The sequence below is a fragment of the Streptomyces sp. NPDC043738 genome, assembly GCF_056436545.1.
Genome location: NZ_JBWKCJ010000011.1, coordinates 23798 through 47151 on the forward strand (window position 1 = coordinate 23798; position 23354 = coordinate 47151).

Consider the following 23354-nt stretch of genomic DNA (forward strand, 5'->3'; position numbering starts at 1 on the left):
GGACGTGTCGGCATGTCAGCAGACGGGGGGACGGGCTCGCGCCGGGGGTGCGGGGTTGGGTTGGTGCTGTTCGCTTCCCCCCCCCCCCCCCGCCCCCCCCCCCCCCCCCCCCCGCCGCGGCCTGTCTAGACCGCCATGCCGTAGACGATCGTGAACAGCGTCCCCAGGGAGCCGATGATGAAGACGCCGGTCAGGCCGGCCACGATCAGGCCCTTGCCCTGCTCGGCGCTGAAGGTGTCGCGCAGCGCGGTGGCGCCGATGCGCTGCTTGGCGGCGCCCCAGATCGCGATGCCGAGGCACAGCAGGATCGCCACGGCCATGACCACTTCCACCATCACACGGGCCTCGTTGCCCAGGCTGCCGAACGGGCCCCAGTCCGGGGCGATTCCGCCGATGATGGTGGTGATGTCGCCCTTTTCGGCCGCAAGGAACATGTGTGACATGTGTGCCATGTGTGAACTCACCGCCCTTTATGGGTAGTTGGTTGCCCTCGCCCGCGCCGGTGCGGCACGGGTCGGCTTCTATCTTCGCTGACGAAGGCGCCGTCAGAAATCGACTTGGCGCCTTTCTTTGGCGGATCCGATGCGAGTGACGTGCGCGGGTGGGCGCACGTCCTCCATTGAACCGACTGGTCTCACCGTGTGTATCACGGGTGGTAACCCTGAGCAATGATCATCGGCGCGGGGGTGCGCGGCGATCCGGGGCGGGCGCCGGGCGGCTACTTCGGGGCGTGCGACATGGCGAAGATCATGACGAGGGCCACCAGGTGGATGGCGAAGAGGAAGTACGCCACGCGCCACCACAGGTGCCGGTTCATCTGCTTGTGGTTGTTGGGGTCCATGGCTCTCGTCCTGTTCCGGATGCTGGATGCAGTGTCGCTCATCCGGCGGCGCCCCCGGGCGCCGCGGTGCGCGCAGCCACGCCCGGCCCGGAGCGCTGCTGCGCCCCCCGTGTGACGCAACGCGCACCGAGCGGCCGGAAAAAGGCAGTGAACCGCCGCTGAATGGGGGAGGGTTGTGAGGTGCGTAAATTCTGGGTGGCCGGCGGGCTCGGGGCAGGGCTGGTGTTCTGCCTGCTCGGGCTGCTTGTGATCGGTACGTACACGGCGGCGGCCGGGCTGGCCGGCGGCCGGGCGGTCGGGCTGGCCAAGGGCGCGGTGCCGGCCGCGTACCAGTCGCTGGTGCAGAAGTGGGGCACGCTGTGCCCGGCGATAAGCCCCGCGCTGCTGGCGGCGCAGCTCTACCAGGAGAGCGGCTGGAACCCCAAGGCGCAGAGCCCGGCGGCCGCGCAGGGGATGGCGCAGTTCATCCCCGGCACCTGGCAGACGCACGGCATCGACGGCAACGGCGACGGCAAGCGGGACGTCTGGGACCCGGAGGACGCGATTCCGTCGGCCGCGTCGTACGACTGCGAGCTGGCCAGATACGTCGAGCGCGCGCCGGGCAACGACACCCACAACATGCTCGCCGCGTACAACGCGGGCGCGTACCGGGTGATCCAGTACAACGGGGTCCCGCCGTACCGCGAGACGCAGAACTACGTGAAGACGATCACGACGCTGGCCAAGAGCTTCGAGGCGCCGGCCGGGCCGGTGGCGCCGTCGCGGCAGGCCGCGGGCGCCATCTACTTCGCGCAGGACAGGCTCGGTACGCGCTATCTGTGGGGCGGCAACGGGACGCCGGAGCAGGGCGGGCGGTTCGACTGCTCGGGGCTGACCAAGGCCGCGTACCACTCGGTGGGCATCGAGCTGCCGCGGGTGGCGAACGACCAGTGGAACGCCGGTCCGCACCCCAAGCGCGACGAGCTGCTCCCGGGGGACCTGGTTTTCTTCGCCTACGACCTGCACGATCCGCGCTCGATCCACCACGTGGGGATCTATGTGGGGGGCGGGTACATGATCAACGCGCCCTACACCGGTGCAGTGATCCGGTTCGACAAGATCGATACGCCGGACTACATCGGTGCGACCCGCGTCACCTCGGATGGCGCAAAAGCGCTCCCTCGTGCCAACGCTGCGTAAACATAAGGCCCTGAACTGCAGCGATGAGTCAAGCTTCGATAACGTCCTGGTGATCTTCCGGTGGAGAGTGGAACGACCGGGGCGGGCATGGCGTTTCCTTTGCGTGGGGACGTAAGCGCGCTCGAAGCAGCACACGCTCGACGACCACGGGGGCTGGCAGCAACACGAAGGCGCTCGCGCGCGCGAAAGATAAGGGGCCGCGGCAGATGGCTGGACTCGCACTCGAGGGGCCGAACCCCGACGTCGACGTGCTCGAGGGCGTCAACGGCCTCGCGAAGGACGCCCCCCACTGGGTCAACAAGGCCATGGAGTTCATCGGCGAGTACGGCCTCATCGCCGCCCTCGCGGTGCTGTGCCTGGTCGCCTGGTGGTCCGCGCGCCGCCGGCCCGGCGCGCCGTCCGCGGTCGCGGGCCTGGTGTGGGCGCCGCTGGCCGCCGGTATCGCCCTTCTGGCCAACATCCCCATCCGGGAGTTCGTCGAGCGGCCGCGGCCCTTCAAGGACCACGCCGGCCTGGAAGTGCTCATCCCCGGAAAGAGCGACTTCTCCTTCGTCAGCGACCACGCGACGCTCACGATGGCGGTCGGCGTCGGCCTGTTCGTCGCCCACCGCAGGTACGGCCTGATCGGGATCGCGCTGGCGCTCGCCGAGGGCTTCTGCCGCGTCTACATGGGCGTGCACTACCCGACCGACGTGGTCGGCGGCTTCGCGCTGGGCACCGCCGTCGCGCTGCTGCTCGCGCCGCTCGCCCAGGCGCTGCTGGTGCCGCTGACGGCGGCCGTCGCCCGCTCCCCGCTGGCGTGGCTGGTGCGGGCGCCGGGCACGGAGGCGGACGACGGCGCCGAGGGCAGCCGGGTGGTGGCCGCCGGATCGGCGCTGCCCAGCGGGCACAAGGAGCGGGACAAGGACCTGGCGGCCTGAGGGCGGCACACAAGCACGACGGAGCCTGGCGGATAGGGACGGCCCGGACCCCTCACGGGGACCGGGCCGTCCGTATGTCCGCCGGGCCGCCGACAGGCGCTCAGAGCGCCTGCGCGAAGGTGCTGAACAGCCGCTGCGGGTCGTAGGTCCGCTTGACCCGGTCCAGGCGCCCGGCGGCGGCGCCGTAGTAGGCGGACTTCCAGTCGGTCAGCCCGGGGTCGGTGTAGTTCTGGTACGCGGCGCCCGACGCATGGCGGCGCATCGCGTCATGGAACGAATTGAGCCACGCTGTGCGCGTGCCGGGCGATCCGTTCGCCGGCCAGGACGTCAAGTACTGGGCGAGGAACCGCGATCCGCGGTGCACGAACGCGGTGTCGGTGCGGCCGACGCGGTTGATCGCACCGCCCAGCGCCGTCAGCGCCACATTGCCGCCGACGCCCTTGCGGCCGCCGCTCTCGATCTGGTCCATCAGGGTGCGGATGCCGGCCGCGGACAGCGAGCGGTCGAAGAAGTGCGAGCGCGCCGCGTACGTTTCGCGGCCGAGCTGGCCGGCGCCGGTCTGGCCGGGCAGCGAACCCGGCGTGTGGCACTGCGCGGTGGACTTCTTCGAGCAGCCCGCGTAGGCCTCCATCGCGTCCAGATAGCCGATCGGGGTGAGGCGGACGGTGGCGGCGGGGCCGGGGCCGCCCGCCTGGTCGGCGAGCTTGTCGAGGGCGTTCTTCAGCTCGCCGTAGCCGCCCAGGGAGAAGGCCGCGACGGAGACCGCCGGGGTGCCCCCGGGGCGGGTGTCGAGATGGCAGGCGGACCAGATCTCGTCGGCCTGCACCGGCCCCCACTTCTGCCAGGAGGCCACGACCTTCGCCGCCTTGGCCCACGGCCAGGTCAGGTACGCCATCACCGCGCGCGGCGCCGGATGCGTACGGAAGCGGAGTTCGGTGACCACGCCGAAGTTGCCGTTGCCGGCGCCGCGCAGTGCCCAGAACAGGTCCGGATGGTGGTCCTTGTCGCACGAGACGGTCTTGCCGTCGGCCGTGACGAGGGTCGCGCCGACCAGGCTGTCGCAGGTCAGACCGTAGGCGCGGGATACCACGCCGTGGCCGCCGCCGAGGGTGAGGCCGGATATGCCGACGGTGGGGCAGGAGCCCCCGGGTATGGTCACGCCGTGCGCCGCCAGCCCCTGGTAGACGTCGATGAGCTTGGCTCCGGCGCCGATGCGGGTGATACCGCCGGAGGGCGCGCCGACCTTGGAGAGCGCGGAGACGTCGACGACGAGCCGGCCGTTGCCGCTGGAGAAGCCCGCGTAGGAGTGGCCGCCGCTGCGGATGGCGACCGGGGTGCCGTGGCGCCGGGCGAAGGCGAGGCATTCGGCGATGTCGGCCGGGTGCTTGACGTACGCGATGGCCGACGGCTTGAGCGTGTCGTAACGGGTGTTGTAGAGGCGGCGGGCGGTCGCGTAGGCGGCGTCGGAGGCCCGTATCAGCCGCCCGTCCAGGCTCTTGCCGAGCGCGGTCCAGGAGGCCTGGGTGGCGCGGCCGGCGGCGGCCGCCGTCTGGGTCCGCACGCCACCGGCGACGGCCCCGTCGGCCGAGGTGGAGGACGCCGCGGCCGCCGCGCCGGTCTTGTTGTCGCAGCCGGTGGCCAGGGCGACCGAGGTGGCCGCCAGTCCGGTGCCGGCCTGCAGGAGTGTGCGCCGCTTCACTGGGATGAGTCCCCCTCGATGTCTGCGGCCCGGCCCCGGCGGCCGATGGCGGCCGGTGGTCGCGGGGCGTGCCGCGCCGTTGCTTCCCTCCATTAGCCAGATGCCGTAAGGGCGTTGGGGGTTCCCGGAACGGACTGAGTCATTCCACAGGGGGCTGGGGGCCGGCTCCGGCCCCGGCCTCGACCAGATGCCGCTCCGCGTCCGTGCGCGCCTGTGAGCGGGCACGGCGGGCCGGCCCGCGCCAGCCGCAGGTGCAGCGGGCCGTGCAGAAGGAACCCCGCTCGGTGGTGGAGGTCGCGTGGTGGGCTCGGTCGGGCACCCGTCCACGCTACGCGCCCCGGCCGCCGTTGCGTGACGAGCCCCCTCAACGGTCGTTGAACGGGTCGGTCGACGGAACGTCAGAGGTGGCGTTGGCGGTACGTCCGACCCTCCCGAGCGGACCGGCCGGACAGGCCGGTCCCGAAGACGGCGGCCGAGGGGGCTCGTACGCGATGGTGGTGCAGGACAGGCGAGGCGGGGCGGCCGCCGTGGCCGTGGCGTGCGGGACGGGACTGGCGGTCGGGCTGCTGACGACGGGCTGTTCCTCCGAGGGCGCCGTGGCCGACGACCAGCAGGCGCCCGGCCGGGCCGCGGGCGCCGTGACCGCCGTCCGCGGCAGCGCCGACGCCCTGGTCCGCGCCCGCTCCGCCGAGGTCCGTACGGCCATGGAGACGGTCAGCGGCGGCACCCGCGTCGCCATCCGCGGCACCGGCGGCTATGACTTCACCACCAGCAGCGGGCAGCTGCGCGTCGTCCTGCCCGACCCCGCGGGCCGGCCCAGCGAGGGCCGCCAGCCGATCACGGAGATCCTCGCGCCCGGCGCGCTGTTCATGAAGAACCGCGGGGCGGGGGTGCCCGCCGACAAATGGGTGCGGGTGGACACCGGCACGCTGACCGACGGCAACCTGGTCACCGGCGGCGCCACCGATCCGCTGGCCGCCGCGGAGCTGCTGCGCGGCGCGCGGGACGTGACGTATCAGGGGCAGGAGCGCCTGGACGGCGTCGTGGTGCGGCACTACCGCGGCACGACGGACATCGGGACGGCCGCGCGGGCGGCCTCGCCGCGCACCAGGCCGGCGCTGGTCGCCGCGGAGAAAGGGTTCACCACCGACGCGGTGCCGTTCGACGCGTATCTGGACGAGGCCGGCCGGCTGCGCAAGGTGCGCCAGCGGTTCCGCTTCGCCAACGGTGCGCCCCAGGGGGCCTCGGTGACCTCCACGACGGAGCTGTCCGGCTTCGGCGGCCGGATCGCCGTGCGGCTGCCGGACCGGCGCGACATCTACGCGGGGAAGATCGCTTCCGCCGCTCCCCAGGGCCGGGGCACGTGACGAGGGCGGTTGCCCCGTGGCGGAAATGGTCCTTCCGTGCCATGGGCCCAGGGGACGGCCGTCCTTACGCTGGGCGGTAGCCACTCAGAGGCGTGGGAAGGCGCTCGAAGGAGGAGGTGTCGTACGTGGCCGGTCACCGCCGTACGACGGTTCAGGACCACGTGGCCCTCGTCGAGATCGACCTGACCGGTGAGCTGATGATCGCGGCCGCGGCGGCGAGCGAGGATCGGCTCAGCCCGGACCGTATCGACGAGGTACTGGACGTGGACGGGGACGGCCGCGAACCGCCGCGTGAGCCGGCTTAAGGGGGGAGGAGTCCCCGGCCGCCGTCAGGTGCGCAGCATCCGCTCGATGGCCTTGGTCGCCTCCTGGACCTTGGCGTCGATGGCCTCGGGGCCCTTGACGGCGGCGTCGGCGACGCAGTGCCGCAGGTGCTCCTCCAGGAGCTGGAGACCGAAGGACTGCAGGCCCTTCGTGCTCGCCGAGACCTGGGTGAGTATGTCGATGCAGTAGACATCTTCTTCGAGCATCCGCTGCAGTCCGCGGATCTGCCCCTCGATCCGGCGCAGTCGCTTGATGTGCGCGTCCTTCTGCTGTGCGTAGCCGTGGACGCCGGTCGTGGGGGAAGTCTCTGCGGTATCGGTCACGGTCCGGGGGGCGCCGTGGGGGGCGGATTCCGGCTTCGGGGCGGGGCGGGCCGCGGCGGCTGCGGCGGGGCCGTTGGCGTCGGCGTCCGTGGTCGTCATGGCCGTCTCCCGTGGTATCTAGGCGATCTATATACCCCTGGTGGGTATATGGTACCGAACTTTGCGGGCACCTGCGGTACCCCGTGCAGAGCATGCTGCCCGATGGGCGACACTGAGGGAATGCCGGTTAGCAGTGGCTGGATGATGCGCCTAGCATCAACCCGACCGAATCCCATGCACCCCGAGGATTTCACGTGCGCTTTCGTCTGACCCCCAGGGAGACGAGCTTCTACGACATGTTCGCCGCCTCCGCGGACAACATCGTCACGGGCTCCAAGCTCCTGATGGAACTGCTCGGGGCGGACGCCTCCGCGCGGACCGAGATCGCCGAACGGATGCGTGCGGCGGAGCACGCGGGAGATGACGCGACGCACGCGATCTTCCACCAGCTGAACTCCTCGTTCATCACGCCGTTCGACCGCGAGGACATCTACAACCTCGCCTCGTCGCTCGACGACATCATGGACTTCATGGAGGAGGCCGTCGATCTGGTCGTCCTCTACAAGGTCGAGGAGCTGCCCAAGGGCATCGAGCAGCAGATCGAGGTGCTGGCGCGGGCGGCGGAGCTGACCGCCGAGGCGATGCCGAACCTGCGCACGATGTCGAACCTCACCGAGTACTGGATCGAGGTCAACCGTCTGGAGAACCAGGCCGACCAGATCCACCGCAAGCTGCTCGCGCACCTCTTCAACGGCAAGTACGACGCCATCGAGGTCCTCAAGCTCAAGCAGATCGTGGACATCCTCGAGGAGGCGGCCGACGCCTTCGAGCACGTCGCCAACACCGTCGAGACCATCGCGGTCAAGGAGTCCTGAGCCCCGGCCATGGACACCTTCGCGCTCGTCGTGACCATTGCGGTCGCGCTCGGATTCACCTATACCAACGGCTTCCACGACTCGGCCAACGCCATCGCGACCTCGGTCTCGACCCGGGCGCTGACCCCACGTGCCGCGCTGGCGATGGCCGCCGTGATGAACCTCGCGGGAGCCTTCCTCGGCAGCGGCGTCGCCAAGACGGTCAGCGAGGGGCTGATCTCCACTCCCCACGGCAGCAAGGGGATGGGCATCCTCTTCGCCGCGCTCCTCGGCGCGGTGGTCTGGAACCTCGTCACCTGGTACTTCGGTCTGCCGTCGTCCTCCTCGCACGCCCTGTTCGGCGGCATGGTCGGCGCGGCGCTCGCGGGCGGCACAGAGGTGATCTGGACCGGGGTGATCGAGAAGGTCGTCCTGCCGATGTTCATCTCGCCCGTCATCGGCCTGGTCGTCGGCTATCTGGTGATGGTCGTCATCCTGTGGATGTTCCGGAAGGCCAATCCGCACAAGGCCAAGCGGGGCTTCCGCATAGCGCAGACGGTCTCGGCCGCGGGCATGGCGCTCGGCCACGGTCTGCAGGACGCCCAGAAGACCATGGGCATCGTGGTGATGGCCCTGGTCATCGCCGATGTCGAGGAGGCGAACGCGGCCATCCCCATCTGGGTCAAGCTGGCCTGCGCCATCACCCTCTCGCTCGGTACGTACGCGGGCGGCTGGCGGATCATGCGGACGCTCGGCCGCCGGATCATCGAGCTGGACCCGCCGCAGGGCTTCGCCGCGGAGACCACGGCCGCCTCGGTCATGTACACCGCGTCGTTCATGTTCCACGCGCCGATCTCCACGACCCATGTCATCACCTCCGCGATCATGGGTGTGGGCTCGACCAAGGGCTCGCGCGCGGTGCGCTGGGGCGTCGCCAAGAACATCGTGATGGGCTGGTTCATCACCATGCCGGCGGCGGCGCTGGTCGCGGCGATGGCGTACTGGCTGGTCCAGCTGGCGTTCGGCTGACGGCCGGCGCCACGGCGCCGGGCAAGAACAGCGGGCCCGCCCCCCGGGAAGGAGGGGCGGGCCCTTCGTCTTGCGGTGGCACCGCCATGCAGCACCGCAGGACGCTCAGGGGGCGTCGGCCGGGCGGGGCCTAGCCGAAGCGGCCGGAGATGTAGTCCTCCGTGGCCTGGACCGAGGGGTTGGAGAAGATCCGCTCGGTCTCGTCGATCTCGACGAGCTTGCCGGGCTGCCCGACGGCCGCGAGGTTGAAGAACGCCGTACGGTCCGACACACGCGCGGCCTGCTGCATGTTGTGCGTCACGATGACGATCGTGAAGCGCTCCTTCAGCTCGCCGATCAGGTCCTCGATGGCGAGGGTGGAGATCGGGTCGAGGGCCGAGCAGGGCTCGTCCATCAGCAGCACCTGCGGCTCGACGGCTATCGCGCGGGCGATGCACAGCCGCTGCTGCTGGCCGCCGGACAGGCCCGAGCCGGGCTTGTTCAGGCGGTCCTTGACCTCGTTCCAGAGGTTGGCGCCCTTGAGGGACTTCTCGACGGTGTCGGTCAGCTCGCTCTTCTTGTACGAGCCGTTCAGCCGCAGGCCGGCCGCGACGTTGTCGAAGATCGACATCGTGGGGAACGGGTTGGGGCGCTGGAAGACCATGCCGACGGTGCGGCGGACGGCGACCGGATCGACGCCCGCGCCGTAGAGGTTCTCGTCGTCCAGCAGCACCTTGCCCTCGACGCGGCCGCCGGGGGTGACCTCGTGCATGCGGTTCAGGGTGCGCAGGAAGGTCGACTTGCCGCAGCCGGAGGGGCCGATGAAGGCCGTGACGGAGCGCGGCTCGACCGTCATCGAGATGTCGTCGATGGCCTTGTGGTTGCCGTAGAACGCGGAGAGGCCGCTGACGTCGATTCGCTTGGCCATGGGATCACTGCTTCTTTCGGTGCTTCAGAGGGTCGCTGGTCGGCCCCGCTCGCGGGAGCGGAGAGTGTCGCGTTAGCGACCGGTCTTGGGGGCCTTCCAGCGGGCGATGCCGCGGGCCACCAGGTTGAGGATCATGACGAAGGCGATGAGGACCAGTGCCGCGGCCCAGGCGCGGTCGTAGGAGGCCTCGGAACCCTGCTGCCACTGCTGGAAAACGTAGAGCGGAAGCGACTGCTGGGCATCTTCGAAGGGGTTGTTGTTGATCGTCTTCGCGCCCCACACCAGGAGCAGCACGGGCGCGGTCTCACCGGCGATGCGGGCGATGGCGAGCATCACGCCGGTGGTGATTCCGCCGATCGACGTCGGCAGCACGACCTTGAGGATGGTGCGCCACTTGGGCACGCCGAGCGCCAGGGAGGCCTCGCGCAGCTCGTTCGGGACGAGCTTGAGCATCTCCTCGGTCGAGCGGACCACGACCGGCATCATCAGGATCGCCAGGGCCATCGCGCCGGCGAAGCCGGACGGGCCGAAGCCGAGGATCAGGATCCACACGGACAGGATGAACAGGCCGGCCACGATCGAGGGGATGCCGGTCATCACGTCGACGAAGAAGGTGACGGCGCGGGCGAGCCGGCCGCGGCCGTACTCGACGAGGTAGATCGCGGTGAGCAGACCGATCGGCGCGGCGATCAGGGTGGCCAGGCCGACCTGCTCCAGGGTGCCGATGATCGCGTGGTAGATGCCGCCGCCGGGCATCGCGTCGGGCAGGGTGCCCATGGAGTGCGACAGGAAGTAGCCGTCGAGGACCTTGATGCCGCGGGCGACGGTCTCCCACAGCAGGGAGGCGAGGGGGACGACGGCGAGCAGGAAGGCGCCCCAGACCAGGCTGGTGGCCAGCCGGTCCTTGGCCTGCCGGGTGCCCTCGACGCCCGCGGCCAGCGCGAAGGTGCCGAAGACGAACAGCAGGGCGGCGATCAGGCCCCACTGGATCGCGCTGTCCAGGCCGGCGGCCAGCCCGATGCCGCAGCCCGCGCCGGCCGCGACCAGCGCGAGGGCCGCGGGGGCCCAGCGGGGCAGCCGGGGGTGCTTGAGGGAGGGGAGCGGAGTGCCGCCGTTGGAGACCGCGACGCGGTCGGTGGTGAGGCTCATGCTGCGGCTCCCGAGTACTCCTTGCGACGGGCGATGATCAGGCGGGCCGCGCCGTTGACGAGGAGCGTGATCACGAAGAGGACGAGGCCGGAGGCGATCAGGGCGTCCTGGCCGAATTCGTCGGCCTCGCTGAACTTGCTGGCGATGTTCTGGGCGAAGGTGCCGCCGCCCGGGTCCAGCAGGCTGGCGTTGATCAGGAAGCTGGGGGAGAGGACCGTGGCGACGGCCATCGTCTCGCCGAGCGCGCGGCCCAGGCCCAGCATGGAGGCGCTGATGACGCCGGAGCGGCCGAAGGGGAGCACCGACATCCGGATGACCTCCCAGCGGGTGGCGCCGAGGGCCAGCGCGGCCTCCTCGTGCATCCGCGGGACCTGCAGGAAGACCTCGCGGCTGACGCTGGTCACGATCGGCAGGATCATGATCGCGAGCAGGATGCCGACGGTGAACAGCGAGCGGGCCGCCCCGCCGCCGTACTCGAAGATGCCGGTCCAGCCGAGGTAGTCGTCCAGCCAGCCGTAGAAGCCGCCCAGGTGGGGGACGAGGAAGAGCGCGCCCCACAGGCCGTAGATGATGCTGGGCACCGCGGCGAGCAGGTCGATGACGTAGCCGAGCGGCGAGGCCAGCCTGCGCGGGGCGTAGTGCGAGATGAACAGCGCGATGCCGACCGCGACCGGGACCGCGAGGAGCATCGCGACCACCGAGCTGACGAGGGTGCCGAAGGCGAGCACCGCGATGCCGAACTTGGGCTCGGTGCCGCTGGCGTTCCAGTCCAGCGTGGTGAAGAAGTTGGCCTTGTCGCCGGAGATGGCGAGCACGGACCGGTAGGTGAGGAAGACCGCGATGGCGGCCATGATCACCAGGAGGGTGATTCCGGAGCCCCGGGAGAGCCCGAGGAAGATCCGGTCACCGGGACGGACCGCCTTGCCGGACACGGCGGAGCCGTCGGCCCGTGGCGCGGGCGGGTTGTCGGTTATCGAGGAGGGTGTGTTCATGGGTTCTCCGGTCTGCGGAGCCCGGGTGGGGGCTCCTGGCGCGGCGGTGCACCGGACGGGCGGCGGCCCGAAAGGGGCCCTGGTCACAGGACCCCTACGGCCGTACGGCGGCGATCTGGGCCGCCGCCCGGTAGGTCAGGAGATCTTGGCGACGGTCGCGCGGACCTTGTCGGCGATCTCGGTGGGCAGCGGGGCGTAGCCGAGCTCCTTGAGGGCGGCCTGGCCGTCCTTGCTGGAGACGTAGGTCAGGAAGGACTTGGTGGCCGGCAGGGTCTCGGCCTTGTTGCCCTTGTCGCAGGCGATCTCGTACGTCACCAGGGTGATCGGGTAGGCGCCGTCGGCCTTGGTGGTGTAGTTGAGCTGCAGGGCCAGGTCGTCGCCCTTGCCGACCTGCTTGGCCTCGGAGATGGCCTTCGAGGCGTTGTCGACGGTGGCCTCGACCGGCTCCTTGGCGCCGGTGTTCAGCTTGACCGTCGGGATCTTGCTGGAGGTCGCGTAGGACAGCTCGAAGTAGGAGATCGCGCCGCTGGTCTGCTTGACCTGCGAGGAGACGCCGGCCGAGCCGGACGCCGCCTGGCCGCCCTCGCCCTCCCACTTCTTCGCCGGCTCGTGCTTCCAGCCGCCGGCGGCCTTGAGGTACTTGGTGAAGTTGTCGGTGGTGCCCGAGTCGTCGGAGCGGTGGAACGCCTGGATCTTGAGGTCCGGGAGCTTGGCGTCCGGGTTCAGCTTCTGGATCGCCTTGTCGTTCCACTTGGTGATCTCGGAGTTGAAGATCTTCGACAGGGTCGGGGCGTCCAGCACGAGGTCGTCCACGCCGGGGACGTTGTAGCCGACCGCGATCGGACCGCCGACCATCGGCAGGTCGATGGCCTGGCCGCCCTTGCAGACCTGCTTGGACTTGGTGACCTCTTCGGGCTTGAGGGCCGAGTCGGAGCCCGCGAAGGCGGTCTGGCCCTGCAGGAAGGTGGTGACGCCGGCGCCGGAGCCCGTCGGCTGGTAGTTGATCTCGGTGTCCTTGCAGGCGCCGGAGTAGTTCTGCACCCAGACGTCCATGGCGTTCTTCTGCGCGGAGGAGCCGGAGGCGAGCAGCTTGCCCTTGCCCTCACACTTGATGTTCGAGGCCTTGGCGGAGCCGCCGCCACCGTTGGCGCCGGTGGTGTCGTCGGAGCCGCACGCGGTCAGGGCCAGGGCACCGGAGACGGCGAGAGCGCCAACGGCGAGGGCGCGAACCCGGTTCTTGCGCTGAAGCTTCACAGTCGGGAATTCCTTCCTGGGGCGCGCCGCTTCTCCGGCGTGCGAGGTGATGAGGCGTGTGGTGTGTGGTGACCGCCGTGGGGGTGCGGTGTCAGCTAGCCGTGCCGCGGTTGCCGATCAGGCATGACGCGCACTCGGTACGGCCGAAATTAGGCAGATCAGGTGAAGCAGCCGATGGAGGAGAGTGAACGCAAGGTGAACCTCGGCCATCAGATGGGTGCGGGGGAAGAAGTGTTCGCCCACTCGTACTAAAGGGCCCGTCGCTCTGTTGAATTACCGATGGGTATGGCAGCATCCGCGCCGGAGGACCACGCGAATCGGTGCGGAACGACCGGAGGTGGCTGGTGGGACGCCAGGGGGCACAACAGGGCGTTCGGGATGTTCGGGAGCTAGGGGATGAAGAGGGCGCATGCGGCGTAAGGGGCGGGCGCGGCGCCCGGGGCGGCCGACTGGTGGCGTGCACGGCCGTCGTCCTGTGCGCGACGGGTCTGCTCGGCGGCACGGCGGGGACCGCGTACGCCGACGACCCCAAACCCGACGCTACGACCGAGTCCGACGCCCGGCACCTCGACGAGGTACGTCAGAAGATCGACGCCCTCTACCGCAAGGCCGAGCGGGCCACCGACGCCTACAACGCGGCCAAGGAGCAGGTCGAACTCCAGCAGAAGGAGATCGTCAGGCTGGCCCGCAGCATCGACGGCACCCAGCGCAGGCTGGCCGCCCTCAAGCGGCAGGCGGGCGCGCTGGCCAGCGCCCAGTACCGCGGCGGCGGGCTGCCCGCCGAGGCGAAGCTGATGCTCAACACCGACCCCGAGGCCTTTCTCGACAATGTCACCCTGGCCCGCAAGGGGCAGCTCGCCGCCAAGCGCGTGATCGGTGAACTCACCCGCCTCGAAGGCGACTTGAAGAAATATGCGGACTCCGCCACCGATCGCTGGGAGCGGCTGGAGGCGAACCGCAAGAAGAAGGAAAGCGCCCAGCGGGACATCAAGAAAAAGATCGACGCGGCAAAGAAGCTGGAATCCAAGCTGGCCGCCAAGGAAAAGGAGTGGCTGCGGAAACTGGAGGACGAGCGGGCCTTCAGGGAGCAGCAGAAGTGGCTCGACTCGGGTGTTCTCGACGACATCAGCAACAAGGCCTCCGCCCCGGGCAAGAAGGCGATTTCGTACGCCACCGCGCAGATCGGCAAGGATTATGTGTGGGGTGCGGAGGGGCCGGACACCTTCGACTGCTCCGGGCTGACCCTGCGGGCCTGGCAGCACGGCGGCCGGACGATCCCGCGGACCTCGCAGGAGCAGTGGCGGCAGCTGCCGCGCGTCGCGCTGCGGGACATGCGCCCCGGCGACTTGATCATTTACTTCTCGGACGCCAGCCATGTCGGCATGTATCTCGGGGACGGCGCCATCGTGCACGCACCGCGCCCCGGCCGCCAGGTGACGATCACCGGCGCCGGCTCGATGCCGATCCTCGGGGTGGTCCGCCCCGATCGTGACGGCGGACACCATGACGAGGGTCACGCGCGATAAATGACCGGAATGTTTCCTCTCCGAGGGTTGCCGCGTTGTAGCTGAATGCACTCAAGCGGGGTGATATTCGTCATTCCGTATTCCGTCTGCCGCAGGTCAAATGCCTTATCGGGTGCGGCATATGACAATGGCCGATTGCCGTCGGCCATTCCCTCTTCCTCCGCGCTGCCGCTATGGTCGCCTGTCAGTGCCGGTGCGCGCCCCGCCCCGTAGACCGACGGGCGGGTGCGGAGCCGGGCACGGTGATGCGCCGGTCGGCGCTCACCGGACCCCCTCGGGGGGAGGGAAGGAAGCAGACCGATGCCCGTACCCGTACCGCACCAGCGGACGGTCGTGCTGCCTCACCAGGCAGGACCGGTGAACGACGCCTGCGCGGATTCCGCGCGGGCGGCCGGCGCGCCGGGCGCGGGGGACGCGACGGACCAGGACGTGCGCGTCCCTGCACCCGCCGCCGGCCAGTGGACCGCCCACGCGGTGCCGCAGGGCCTCCAGGAGCCCGAGGAGCCGCTGATGGGCGAACGGCGACTTTCGGTCGACCACGGGACGACCCAGCAGGGCCTGACCCTGCTCCTCATCGGCGAGGACCCCAACAGCCATGTCCCGGAGATGTCGGACTGGGCGGGCCGCAGGGTGCGCCTGCGCACCGCCCGCAACCTCACCGAGGCCGAGCGGCTGCTCACCGACGACGTGCACTGCATCCTGCTCGACCTGCCCCCGGCGGAGCGCGACGACCGCACCGAGCGCGACGGCGGCCCGGACGGCGCGCCCGGCGCCGAGCTGGGCATGCTGCACGACGTCCTGCGGATGGCGCCCTCGCACGCCGTCCTCGTCCTGACCTACGAGACGGACGCCGAGCGCGCCGCCGACGCCGTACGCGTCGGCGCCCAGGACTACCTCTTCCGCGACGAGCTGGACGGCGCGGTGCTCAGCCGCGCCGTGCGCTACGCCGTCGAACGCAAGCGCGCCGACCTCGCGCAGCGCCAGCTCACCGAGTCGCGGATGCTCGCCCAGGAGAACGCCCGCCTGGAGCGCGGCCTGCTGCCCACACCGCTCCTCGACGGTTCCGACCTGCGCTTCGCGGCCTGCTACCGCCCCGGCCGCAGCCGCGCGCTGCTCGGCGGCGACTTCTACGACACGGTCCGCACCCCCGACGGCACCGTCCACGCGATGATCGGCGACGTCTGCGGCCACGGCCCCGACGAGGCCGCCCTCGGCGTCGAGCTGCGGATCGCCTGGCGCGCCCTGACCTTCGCCGGGCTGTCCGGCGACGAGCTGCTGGCCACCCTCCAGAAGGTCCTGGAGCACGAGCGCTCCGACGACGAGATCTTCGCCACGCTCTGCACCGTCGACATCTCCGCCGACGGCCACCACGCCGGCCTGTCCCTGGCCGGCCACCCGGCCCCCCTGCTGGCCCGCGCCGGCGAGCTCCCGCAGCTGCTGCCGTACGAATGCGGCGGCCCGGCGCTCGGCCTGCTGCCGCAGGCCCGCTGGCCGCGCCGGCAGGTCGAGCTGGGCGGCTCCTGGAGCCTGATGATGTACACCGACGGCCTGATCGAGGGCCGCATCGGCGAGGGCAACCGGCGCCTGGGCCAGGAGGGCATGACCGAACTGGTCAGCCGGCAGATGGCGCACGGCCTGACGGGCGAGGACCTGCTCGACGCCACGGTCCGCGAGGTACGCGACCTCAACGGCGGCGAGCTGACCGACGACGTGGCCGTGCTGCTGCTGGACCGCTGAGAGCAGACTTCATCGCTGCTGGACCGCCGGGGCCCGGCGAAGCGGCCGGCCGCGCCGTGTCCGGGGTCGCGTCCGGCGCTCAGCGCCCGCCGTTGTAGGGCCCGTACGGCCCGTCCGAGCTGGAGCCGCCGCGCCGCGGACCGCGCCCGCCGCCGGTGACCTCCCGCAGCGCCGGCCGCACGTCGACGGTGTAGACGATCACCGCGATGACGCCGATGATCGGCAGGAACGACATGAGCGGGAGGATGAACAGCAGCGCCGTGGCGAGGGCGAGGAAGATCAGCCACATGCCCTTGGACTGCTTGCTCGCGGCGCGGTAGGCGTCCTCGCGGCGCACCGCCGCATCGATCAGCATCACGCCGGCATAGACGCCCAGGGCGAGCTGCACCCAGCTCAGAAGGCTCTGGAACCCGTAGATCAGCACGCCATACACCGCCCGTTCGCCGGTCGTGTCGTCTTCGTCGGCCGCGGCCGTCCACCGGCCCGCCGCGGCCCCACCGTACCCGGACAACGGGCCGGGCACCTCAAGGGTGCCCGGCCCGGCCGGTGAATCCGCGTCCCCCGTGAAGGGGCGCCGGCTCACTTCGCGGACGGCGGGGTGCTCTTCTTCGCCGGCGCCGGCTTGCGCTGCGCCACCGGCTTCTTCGGGGCGGCGGGCTTGGCCTGGGTCGTCGACGGGGTGGCCTTGGTCTCCGGCTTGGCCCCGTTGGCGGTCTCGGTCTTCGCGCCGGCCTTGGCCGACGACTTCGAGGCCGGCTCCGGCTCGATCGCCACCGCGAGCTCCTCGACCTGGTCGGCGGCCTCGCCGCGCCAGGTCGCCACCGCGCCGCGGCCGCGCTCGGCCAGCTCCTCGTAGCCCTCACGGGCCCGCACCGCGGTCTCGGCGACCCGGCCCACGCCCTGCAGCGCGAGCTCCTGCGCCTGGTCGCGGAACTTCTTGAAGTCGCCGTCGAGCGAGTCCAGCAGCTCGGCCAGCTTCTCCTGGGCGTCCTTGGCCTGCTTGGCGACCAGCGCCTGGACGTCCTTGGGGTCGGTGCTGCGCACGGACTCGAAGCGCTTGGGCGCCTCGGCCTTGATCTTCTCGACGAGCTGCGGCACCTCGCCGAGCTTCTCGGCGGCCAGGTCGACCGTGCCGGCCAGGGCGTACAGCGGGGTCGTGTCGGTCAGGGCCTTGCGGAGGTCATCGGTGTTGATGGCCATGACGTGGTTCCTCCTGGAAACGAAATCGGTTGCTCAGGTGGCGTGCGGGCCGTCTTCGGCCTCTGTCTGGGTGTCCGTGCCGCGCCCGTTCCCGGACCCGCTCGCAGCGTCGTCCTTGCCGCCGCCGACCAGCCCGTTCTCCTTGCGGAAGGACTCGTAGATCTGCAGCAGGACCTGCTTTTGCCGCTCGTTCAGCGCGGGGTCGGTGAGTATCGCGGTCTGCACCTCGACCCCGTCGAGCCCACGGCGCTCGTCCAGAATCCCGGCCTGGACGTACAGCGTCTCGGCGGATATCCGCAGCGCCTTGGCGAGCTGCTGCAGGATCTCCGCGCTCGGCTTGCGCAAGCCGCGCTCGATCTGGCTGAGATACGGATTGGACACCCCGGCGGCATCCGCGAGCTGCCGCAGGCTCAGCTGCGCCGTGCGCCGCTGCTCCCGCAGGAACTCGCCGAGATTGCCGACGTTGAGTGATGCCATGGTTCGATACTGCATCCTCGTGCTAACTATTGCAAGCAAGTGCTAGCAAAAGTGGTTCGGGCGGGAGCGGGCCGAGCGATCCGGCCGGCAGGCGGCCGAGCCCGGCCCGGTGCGGCCTCCCTGGCGGAAAACCGCGGGGGCACCCCCGCGGCATGGGGAACCATGAAGGATGCGACCGGATGGCTGGCACCTCACCGAAGACGTCGACGACTTCCTCGCCCGAGCCGGGGACTTCCTGCGCTCGCGTCCCGCCCTGCACAACACCCCGCTGACGGTGATCGAGAGACTGCGAACGCGCGGGGCGGCCGAATACGGCGCCGAACCCCCGATATTCGGCCGACTGGAGCTCGGCGGCGAGGTCCGCGCCGTCTGCTACCGCCTCCCCTCCCGGGGCGTGAGCCTCACCCCCCTCGCCCCCGAGCACGCCGACACCCTCGCCACCCGCCTGGCCGCCCTCGGGCACTTTCTCCCCTACGTCAGCGCGGCCCACCGCACCGCCACTGCTTTCGCCGAGTCCTGGCAGCGCCACACAGGCGCGGCGCCGACGCTCAGCAAGCGGATCCGTCTGTACCGCCTCGGCACGCTCACCCCGCCGGAGCCGCTCCCGGAGGGCCGGGGGCGAGTCGCGGGCGAGCGGGACCGTGGGCAAATCGTGCGCTGGTGCGGCGAGTTCTGCGACACCGTCGGAGAAGTCCCCGCCGTGGACGCCGGCTCCTGGGCCGGCTCGCGCTTCGCGGACCGACACTTCACGTTCTGGGAGGCGCCGGACGGCACTCCCGTCTCCATGGCGGCCGTGACCTCGATGATCGCCGGCATGGTCCGGGTGGACCCCGTCTACACCCCGGCCCCCCTCCGGGGCCGCGGCTACGCGGGCGCCGTGACGGTCGAGGTCAGCGGTGCCGCACTGGCTGCGGGCGCGACGGACGTCGTGCTCTACGCGGACCCTGCCAACCCCACCAGCAACGCCCTCTACCGACGCATCGGATACGTCCCGGTGACCGAGTGGGCCGCGTACGACTTCGCACCTGCCGCCCCCGAAGCCGGTTGAAGGGCGGCGAACTCGCGGCGCGGGCGCAGGACATCCGCAGCAGGGCCACAGGATGAGCCGACGCGGACGGCACGGACGGCAATGGAACCGCACGACAGGTGTTTTCAGGAGGTGGGCACTATGACCGACAGTGCTGAGCGATCGGGTCTCCCCGCCATGCGTCCCATGGTGCAGGAGGCGTATGGTCCGGCCGATCTGAGCGGGGAGCCGATCTTCGCCGGTGGGTTCATCAACTTCGGGTACTGGCGCGCCATCGACCTGGGCCGCCCGCTCGGCGAGGCAGAGCGGGTCCGCAGCCAGGAGGACCTCTACCGGCATGTCCTCGGCGCCGCCGGTCTGGGCAGGGAACCGACGGAGCCGGCGGAGTCGACGGAGCCGAAGATCCTCGAAGTGGGCTGCGGGCTGGGCATGGGCTGCGCGGTGACCCTGCGGGAGTACGGCTCCGCTGCGGTGACCGGTATGGACATCCATCCGCGGCAACTGCAGCGGGCGCGTGCGGCGCACGCGGATCTGCTGCGGGAGGAACCGGGACGGTTGCGGTTCGTCCAGGGGGCCGCGGAGCGTATGCCGTTCGAGGACGGCGAGTTCGATGTCGTCACCAGTGTGGAGGCCGCTCAGCACTTCCCGGATCTCGAAGCCTTCGTCACGGAGACCTCGCGGGTGCTGCGACCGGGGGGCCGGGTGGCGGTCGCCAGCTTCTTCACGGTGGACGACGCGCCCGGCCGGCCCGAGGAACTCGCGGGGCTGCTGGACACGTTCGCGAACGGGCTGGACATCGCCCGGCCGGTGAGCGTACTCGCGGACGCGCTCGTGGCGGCCGGGCTCACGGACGTCCGCGTCGCATCGATCGGGCCGCACGTCTGGCAGGGGTGGGACCTCTGGCTCGGCCGGTGGTGGGCGCCGGAGACCTGGCCGCGGAACTTCCTGCGCGCCTACGAGGAGCAGGTCCTCGACTACTACGTCGTCACGGCGGTTCGGCCGGAGTAGGGGGCGCGACTCCGCCCGACGGCCGGGCCGGGCACCGGAGCCGTAGTGACGGTCACCGGCCACAGCGGCTCGGGATGTCGGCTGTCCGGCGGGGCTGTCGGCGGTCTGTGGCTGTCCGGCGGGGCTGTCCACGGTCTGTAGGCGAGGTGTCGGTCTCCGCGGGCACCGTGGTGTCGAGCCGCCCGCGGGGCGGCCGCAGCCGCCCTCCACTGCAAGGGAGCCCCGCCACCCATGGTGCCCACGACCTCCTCCACCCCGCCCTGGGACGTCCGACGGCCGCCACGAGCCGACGGCAGCGTCTTCCTGGTCACCGGCGGCAACGCCGGCATCGGGTACTTCGTCGCGGAGCAGTTGTCCGCGACCGGAGCCACCGTCGTGCTGGGCAGCCGGAATCCCGCCAAGGCCGAAGGTGCCGCGGCCGCGATCCGTTCGCGGGTGTCCGGCGCGCGGGTGCGGGCCGTGCGGTGCGATCTCGCCGACCTCTCGTCGCTGAGGACGGCGGCGGAATCGCTGGAGGTGGACCGCCTCGACGCGGTGGTCCACAACGCCGGCGTCGCACTCGACGACCCGCCGCGCCGGGAGACCGCAGACGGCCACGAGCTGATGTTCGGCACGAACCACCTCGGGCACTTCGCGCTGACCCGGTGGCTGCTGCCGCTGCTGTCGGCCGCGCCGGCGGCCCGCATCGTGACCATGGGCAGCTTCGCGGCGAAGTCCGAACGGCTCGACCTCGACGACCTCCAGTCCCGGCACGACTACCGGCCCCCGCGCGCGTACGGCCGCTCCAAATTGGCGCAGATGCACTTCGGCCTCGAACTCGACCGCCGCCTACGGGCCGTCGGCAGCACGGTGGCCAGCGTGGTGGTCCATCCCGGCGGCGCACTGGACTCCCTCACCCCGTCACGGCCGCCGGTCCACATACGCACCACTGGTGCGCGGCTGCGCGGGGCGCCCGCCGCGCTCCTCGTCCAGGGCAAGCACGCCGGCGCCCGGCCCGCGGTCCGGGCGGTGCTCGACCCCGCCGTGCGCGGCGGGGAGCTGTGGGGGCCGCGCGTCTTCGGCCTGCGCGGCAGGCCCCGACGGGAAGTGGTGTGGAGCCGGCTCGCCGACGCCTCGGTCGCGGCGCGGTTGTGGGACGCGAGCTGCGACCTGACCGGCATCGACCCGTGCGCCGGTGGCGTGTGAGGCGGCCCTCCAAGTGGCGCGTGGCGTCGCCCTTCCGGCGGTGCGCGTGATGCGGCGTCCGGTCGCGGTCACCCGCCCTTGCCCGGGCGCTCTTCCTGCCGTGCCAGCGGGGTGCCGCCCCAGCCGTCTTCCAGCAGGTCGAACACCTCGCGCATGGTCCGGGCCGGGTCCTCGCCGGCACGGGCGATGCCGGGGGCTTCCAGGGTGAAGCGTGCCAGGGCGGTGACCGCGGGGGCGTCCGGGGCGAGCCCGGTGGCCTCGGCGAGGGCGGCGGCCAGTGCCTTCTCATGGCGCGACCACATGCGCCGGGCGTAGTCCCGCAGCGCGGGAGTGGATTCGACGAGGACGAACGTGGGGTCGTCGGTCCGGACGGCGGTACGGGTACGCACCATGTGGTCGCGCAGGGCGTGCAGCACGGACCGGCCGGGGGCCCGGTCGCGGACGGCGGCGACCAGCGCGCTCTCGACGTCCGCGTCCAGGTCGAAGACGAGGGCTTCCTTGCTGGGGAAGTGCTTGAAGAGCGTGCTCAGCGAGACGTCGGCCGCTTCCGCCACCTCGCGTACGCCGACGTCGTCGAAGCCGCGCTCGGTGAACAGGCGCACCGCGGCATCCGCCAGGGCCTGCCTGGTCCGGGCCTTCTTGCGCTCGCGGCGCCCTGTCGTCGTCTCGGCCATGCCCCCACCCTACCCCCTTGAGGGGATTCGATCGTAAAGACGATCGGATGGAAAGTCGGAGCAGTTGTACTTTTCGAGCGACTGTGTTTCTGTGGGTGGGCGCACCTGACCGGGACTCGGCTGCCGGACCCCGGGACGCCCTTCGGCCCCCGATGCGTCAGCACCCGCTTCGTCAGCACTTCCTGCGTCAGCACTCCCTGCGTAAGCACTTCCTGCGTAAGCACTCCTTCGCCAGCACTCTCTTCGCCCTCTCTTGATCCGTGGAACGGAGCGTGACCCTCATGTCCACCACTCCCCGCATCGCGATCGTCGGCGCCGGACTCGGCGGCCTCGTCTGCGCACGCGTCCTGCAGCGGCACGGCGTACCGGTCACGGTCCTCGAGCAGGAGGCCGACCCCCACACCCGCGCCCAGGGCGGCACCCTCGACATCCACGAGGACACCGGTCAGGTCGCCCTGCGCGCGGCCGGACTGTTCGACCGGTTCCTCGCCCTGTCCCGGCCCGAAAGCCAGGAGTGGCGCCTGTTCGACCGCCACGCGACCCTGATACGCCACGACCGGGCCGACGAGGGCGATCTGAGCAGACCCGAGATCGACCGCGGCCAGCTGCGCACCCTCCTGCTGGACTCCCTCGCCCCCGGCACGGTCCGCTGGGGCCACTCCGTACGGGCCGCCACCCCGCTACCGAACGGCGCCGCCCGCCTGCACCACCACGACCGCACCACCGAGGACTTCGACCTGGTCGTCGGCGCCGACGGCGCCTGGTCCCGGGTGCGGCCCGCGCTCTCCGACGCCCGGCCCGCCTACGCCGGCGTCACGATGGTGGAAACCCACTTCGACGACGTCGACCACCGCCACCCCGGCATCGCCCATCTGGTCGGCCGCGGCACCATGTCCGCCAAGGCGGGCCGCCGCAGCCTGGTGATGCAGCGCAACAGCAACGGACACGTGCGCGTCTACATCACCTTCCGCGGCCCCCAGGACTGGCACGCCGGCCTCGACCTCGCGGACACCGAATCCGTACGCGTCCGCCTCCTCGCCCAGTACCAGGGCTGGCACGAGAGCCTGTTGGAGATCCTGCGCGACAACGAGGGCGGTTTCCTCAACCGGCCGATGTTCGTCCTCCCCGTTCCGCACACCTGGCAGCGCGTTGCCGGCGTCACCCTGCTCGGCGACGCCGCCCACCTGATGCCGCCCGTCGGCGTCGGCGCCAACCTCGCCCTGCTCGACGGCGCCGAACTCGCCCAGGCCGTCATCGGCCACCCCACCGTCGACGCGGCACTCGACGCCTACGAAAGCGTCATGCTGCCCCGCGCCGTCGACAACGCGAAGACCGCCCGGCAGCTGCTCGCCACCCTCATGCCCGACACCGACTCCGACGAGGCCGCCTTCCCCGACACCCTCTGGCCGGCCGACACGCCGCCCGACTCCCGGCCCGCGCACACCGCTTGAGTCCGGCGGGCGGTGCGTCGCCCCGCGTTCCTGCGAAGGGAGGTGGTGGCGCTCGGCCCCATCGGGCGGCGCCGTGAACTGAATCACACCGGCGGGCTGTCACGGTTTACCGGTGCGGGGTGTCTCGATGGGCGTCCGAGGAGAGGAGCCGGGTGTGATGCCGCGGTACGAACGCATGCTCATGGCGGGGGC

The 23354-nt window shown here is 71.1% G+C and carries 25 protein-coding genes; 12 read left to right on the plus strand and 13 right to left on the minus strand.

Annotation, left to right across the window (positions count from 1 at the left end; translation table 11 throughout):
- Window positions 1–125 precede the first annotated feature (125 nt).
- Window positions 126–434, minus strand: a complete 309-nt coding sequence (locus AC0680_RS16525; protein WP_046930918.1) for a hypothetical protein — start codon at window positions 432–434, stop codon at window positions 126–128.
- Between the two features lie 284 nt (window positions 435–718).
- On the minus strand, window positions 719–841 hold the full coding sequence (locus AC0680_RS16530; RefSeq protein WP_478628972.1) for a hypothetical protein: 123 nt from the start codon (window positions 839–841) through the stop codon (window positions 719–721).
- Window positions 842–1021: 180 nt separating this feature from the next.
- On the opposite strand from AC0680_RS16530, the gene AC0680_RS16535 reads away from it, so the two are divergent.
- On the plus strand, window positions 1022–2020 hold the full coding sequence (locus AC0680_RS16535) for a C40 family peptidase (protein WP_478628975.1): 999 nt from the start codon (window positions 1022–1024) through the stop codon (window positions 2018–2020).
- Between the two features lie 206 nt (window positions 2021–2226).
- Window positions 2227–2940, plus strand: a complete 714-nt coding sequence (locus AC0680_RS16540) for a phosphatase PAP2 family protein (RefSeq protein ID WP_478628977.1) — start codon at window positions 2227–2229, stop codon at window positions 2938–2940.
- 100 nt (window positions 2941–3040) lie between these two features.
- On the opposite strand, the gene AC0680_RS16545 is transcribed toward AC0680_RS16540, so the two are convergent.
- Together AC0680_RS16545 and AC0680_RS16550 are read right to left on the minus strand one after the other, a co-directional pair.
- On the minus strand, window positions 3041–4639 hold the full coding sequence (locus tag AC0680_RS16545; RefSeq protein ID WP_478628979.1) for an FAD-binding oxidoreductase: 1599 nt from the start codon (window positions 4637–4639) through the stop codon (window positions 3041–3043).
- 139 nt (window positions 4640–4778) lie between these two features.
- Complete coding sequence (locus AC0680_RS16550) at window positions 4779–4958, minus strand: hypothetical protein (RefSeq protein ID WP_478628980.1); 180 nt, start codon at window positions 4956–4958, stop codon at window positions 4779–4781.
- Window positions 4959–5130: 172 nt separating this feature from the next.
- On the opposite strand from AC0680_RS16550, the gene AC0680_RS16555 reads away from it, so the two are divergent.
- Together AC0680_RS16555 and AC0680_RS16560 are read left to right on the plus strand one after the other, a co-directional pair.
- Window positions 5131–6006 (plus strand): SCO4651 family lipoprotein, encoded by an 876-nt coding sequence (locus tag AC0680_RS16555; RefSeq protein WP_478628983.1) that lies wholly within the window; start codon window positions 5131–5133, stop codon window positions 6004–6006.
- Window positions 6007–6122: 116 nt separating this feature from the next.
- Complete coding sequence (locus AC0680_RS16560) at window positions 6123–6311, plus strand: hypothetical protein (RefSeq protein WP_478629289.1); 189 nt, start codon at window positions 6123–6125, stop codon at window positions 6309–6311.
- Between the two features lie 24 nt (window positions 6312–6335).
- Here the strand turns inward: AC0680_RS16560 and AC0680_RS16565 are convergent, their stop codons facing one another.
- Complete coding sequence (locus AC0680_RS16565) at window positions 6336–6752, minus strand: metal-sensitive transcriptional regulator (protein ID WP_384424696.1); 417 nt, start codon at window positions 6750–6752, stop codon at window positions 6336–6338.
- 194 nt (window positions 6753–6946) lie between these two features.
- Here AC0680_RS16565 and AC0680_RS16570 point away from each other — a divergent pair, with 194 nt between their 5' ends.
- Complete coding sequence (locus AC0680_RS16570; protein WP_030069756.1) at window positions 6947–7567, plus strand: DUF47 domain-containing protein; 621 nt, start codon at window positions 6947–6949, stop codon at window positions 7565–7567.
- 9 nt (window positions 7568–7576) lie between these two features.
- Window positions 7577–8575 (plus strand): inorganic phosphate transporter, encoded by a 999-nt coding sequence (locus AC0680_RS16575; RefSeq protein ID WP_478628985.1) that lies wholly within the window; start codon window positions 7577–7579, stop codon window positions 8573–8575.
- Between the two features lie 130 nt (window positions 8576–8705).
- Here AC0680_RS16575 and pstB read toward each other — a convergent pair whose 3' ends face one another.
- The 4 genes from pstB to pstS form a co-directional block, all read right to left on the minus strand.
- On the minus strand, window positions 8706–9482 hold the full coding sequence (pstB, locus tag AC0680_RS16580) for a phosphate ABC transporter ATP-binding protein PstB (protein WP_478628988.1): 777 nt from the start codon (window positions 9480–9482) through the stop codon (window positions 8706–8708).
- Between the two features lie 72 nt (window positions 9483–9554).
- Window positions 9555–10631: a phosphate ABC transporter permease PstA gene (gene pstA, locus AC0680_RS16585; protein ID WP_478628991.1), complete on the minus strand. Its 1077-nt coding sequence runs from the start codon at window positions 10629–10631 to the stop codon at window positions 9555–9557.
- Entirely contained in the window at window positions 10628–11623 is a 996-nt protein-coding gene (gene pstC, locus AC0680_RS16590; RefSeq protein ID WP_478628993.1) for a phosphate ABC transporter permease subunit PstC, read from the minus strand. Before pstC ends, pstA begins: the two co-directional genes overlap by 4 nt.
- 135 nt (window positions 11624–11758) lie before the next feature.
- On the minus strand, window positions 11759–12877 hold the full coding sequence (gene pstS / locus AC0680_RS16595; protein ID WP_384424705.1) for a phosphate ABC transporter substrate-binding protein PstS: 1119 nt from the start codon (window positions 12875–12877) through the stop codon (window positions 11759–11761).
- A gap of 452 nt (window positions 12878–13329) precedes the next feature.
- Here pstS and AC0680_RS16600 point away from each other — a divergent pair, with 452 nt between their 5' ends.
- Entirely contained in the window at window positions 13330–14403 is a 1074-nt protein-coding gene (locus tag AC0680_RS16600) for a C40 family peptidase (protein WP_478628996.1), read from the plus strand.
- Window positions 14404–14703: 300 nt separating this feature from the next.
- Window positions 14704–16140 (plus strand): PP2C family protein-serine/threonine phosphatase, encoded by a 1437-nt coding sequence (locus AC0680_RS16605; RefSeq protein WP_478628998.1) that lies wholly within the window; start codon window positions 14704–14706, stop codon window positions 16138–16140.
- Window positions 16141–16219: 79 nt separating this feature from the next.
- On the opposite strand, the gene AC0680_RS16610 is transcribed toward AC0680_RS16605, so the two are convergent.
- From AC0680_RS16610 to AC0680_RS16620, 3 genes are all read right to left on the minus strand, one after another.
- Window positions 16220–16564, minus strand: coding sequence for a DUF2516 family protein (locus AC0680_RS16610; RefSeq protein ID WP_478629291.1), 345 nt, complete (start codon window positions 16562–16564; stop codon window positions 16220–16222).
- Between the two features lie 155 nt (window positions 16565–16719).
- On the minus strand, window positions 16720–17340 hold the full coding sequence (locus tag AC0680_RS16615) for a hypothetical protein (protein WP_478628999.1): 621 nt from the start codon (window positions 17338–17340) through the stop codon (window positions 16720–16722).
- Between the two features lie 33 nt (window positions 17341–17373).
- Window positions 17374–17817, minus strand: coding sequence for a helix-turn-helix domain-containing protein (locus AC0680_RS16620; protein WP_478629001.1), 444 nt, complete (start codon window positions 17815–17817; stop codon window positions 17374–17376).
- 169 nt (window positions 17818–17986) lie between these two features.
- On the opposite strand from AC0680_RS16620, the gene AC0680_RS16625 reads away from it, so the two are divergent.
- The 3 genes from AC0680_RS16625 (at window position 17987) to AC0680_RS16635 (ending at window position 21037) form a co-directional block, all read left to right on the plus strand.
- The gene (locus AC0680_RS16625) at window positions 17987–18865 is read left to right on the plus strand and encodes a GNAT family N-acetyltransferase (protein ID WP_478629002.1); all 879 of its coding nucleotides are present in this window, start codon (window positions 17987–17989) and stop codon (window positions 18863–18865) included.
- A 120-nt stretch (window positions 18866–18985) separates the two neighbouring features.
- Window positions 18986–19852 carry a class I SAM-dependent methyltransferase gene (locus tag AC0680_RS16630; protein WP_478629003.1) on the plus strand — a complete coding sequence of 289 codons (867 nt, stop codon included), beginning with the start codon at window positions 18986–18988 and terminating at the stop codon, window positions 19850–19852.
- 231 nt (window positions 19853–20083) lie between these two features.
- Window positions 20084–21037, plus strand: a complete 954-nt coding sequence (locus AC0680_RS16635) for an SDR family NAD(P)-dependent oxidoreductase (protein ID WP_478629004.1) — start codon at window positions 20084–20086, stop codon at window positions 21035–21037.
- A 68-nt stretch (window positions 21038–21105) separates the two neighbouring features.
- On the opposite strand, the gene AC0680_RS16640 is transcribed toward AC0680_RS16635, so the two are convergent.
- On the minus strand, window positions 21106–21711 hold the full coding sequence (locus AC0680_RS16640; protein WP_478629005.1) for a TetR/AcrR family transcriptional regulator: 606 nt from the start codon (window positions 21709–21711) through the stop codon (window positions 21106–21108).
- Window positions 21712–21992: 281 nt separating this feature from the next.
- On the opposite strand from AC0680_RS16640, the gene AC0680_RS16645 reads away from it, so the two are divergent.
- On the plus strand, window positions 21993–23162 hold the full coding sequence (locus AC0680_RS16645) for an FAD-dependent oxidoreductase (RefSeq protein WP_478629006.1): 1170 nt from the start codon (window positions 21993–21995) through the stop codon (window positions 23160–23162).
- The last annotated feature ends 192 nt before the right edge of the window (window positions 23163–23354 follow it).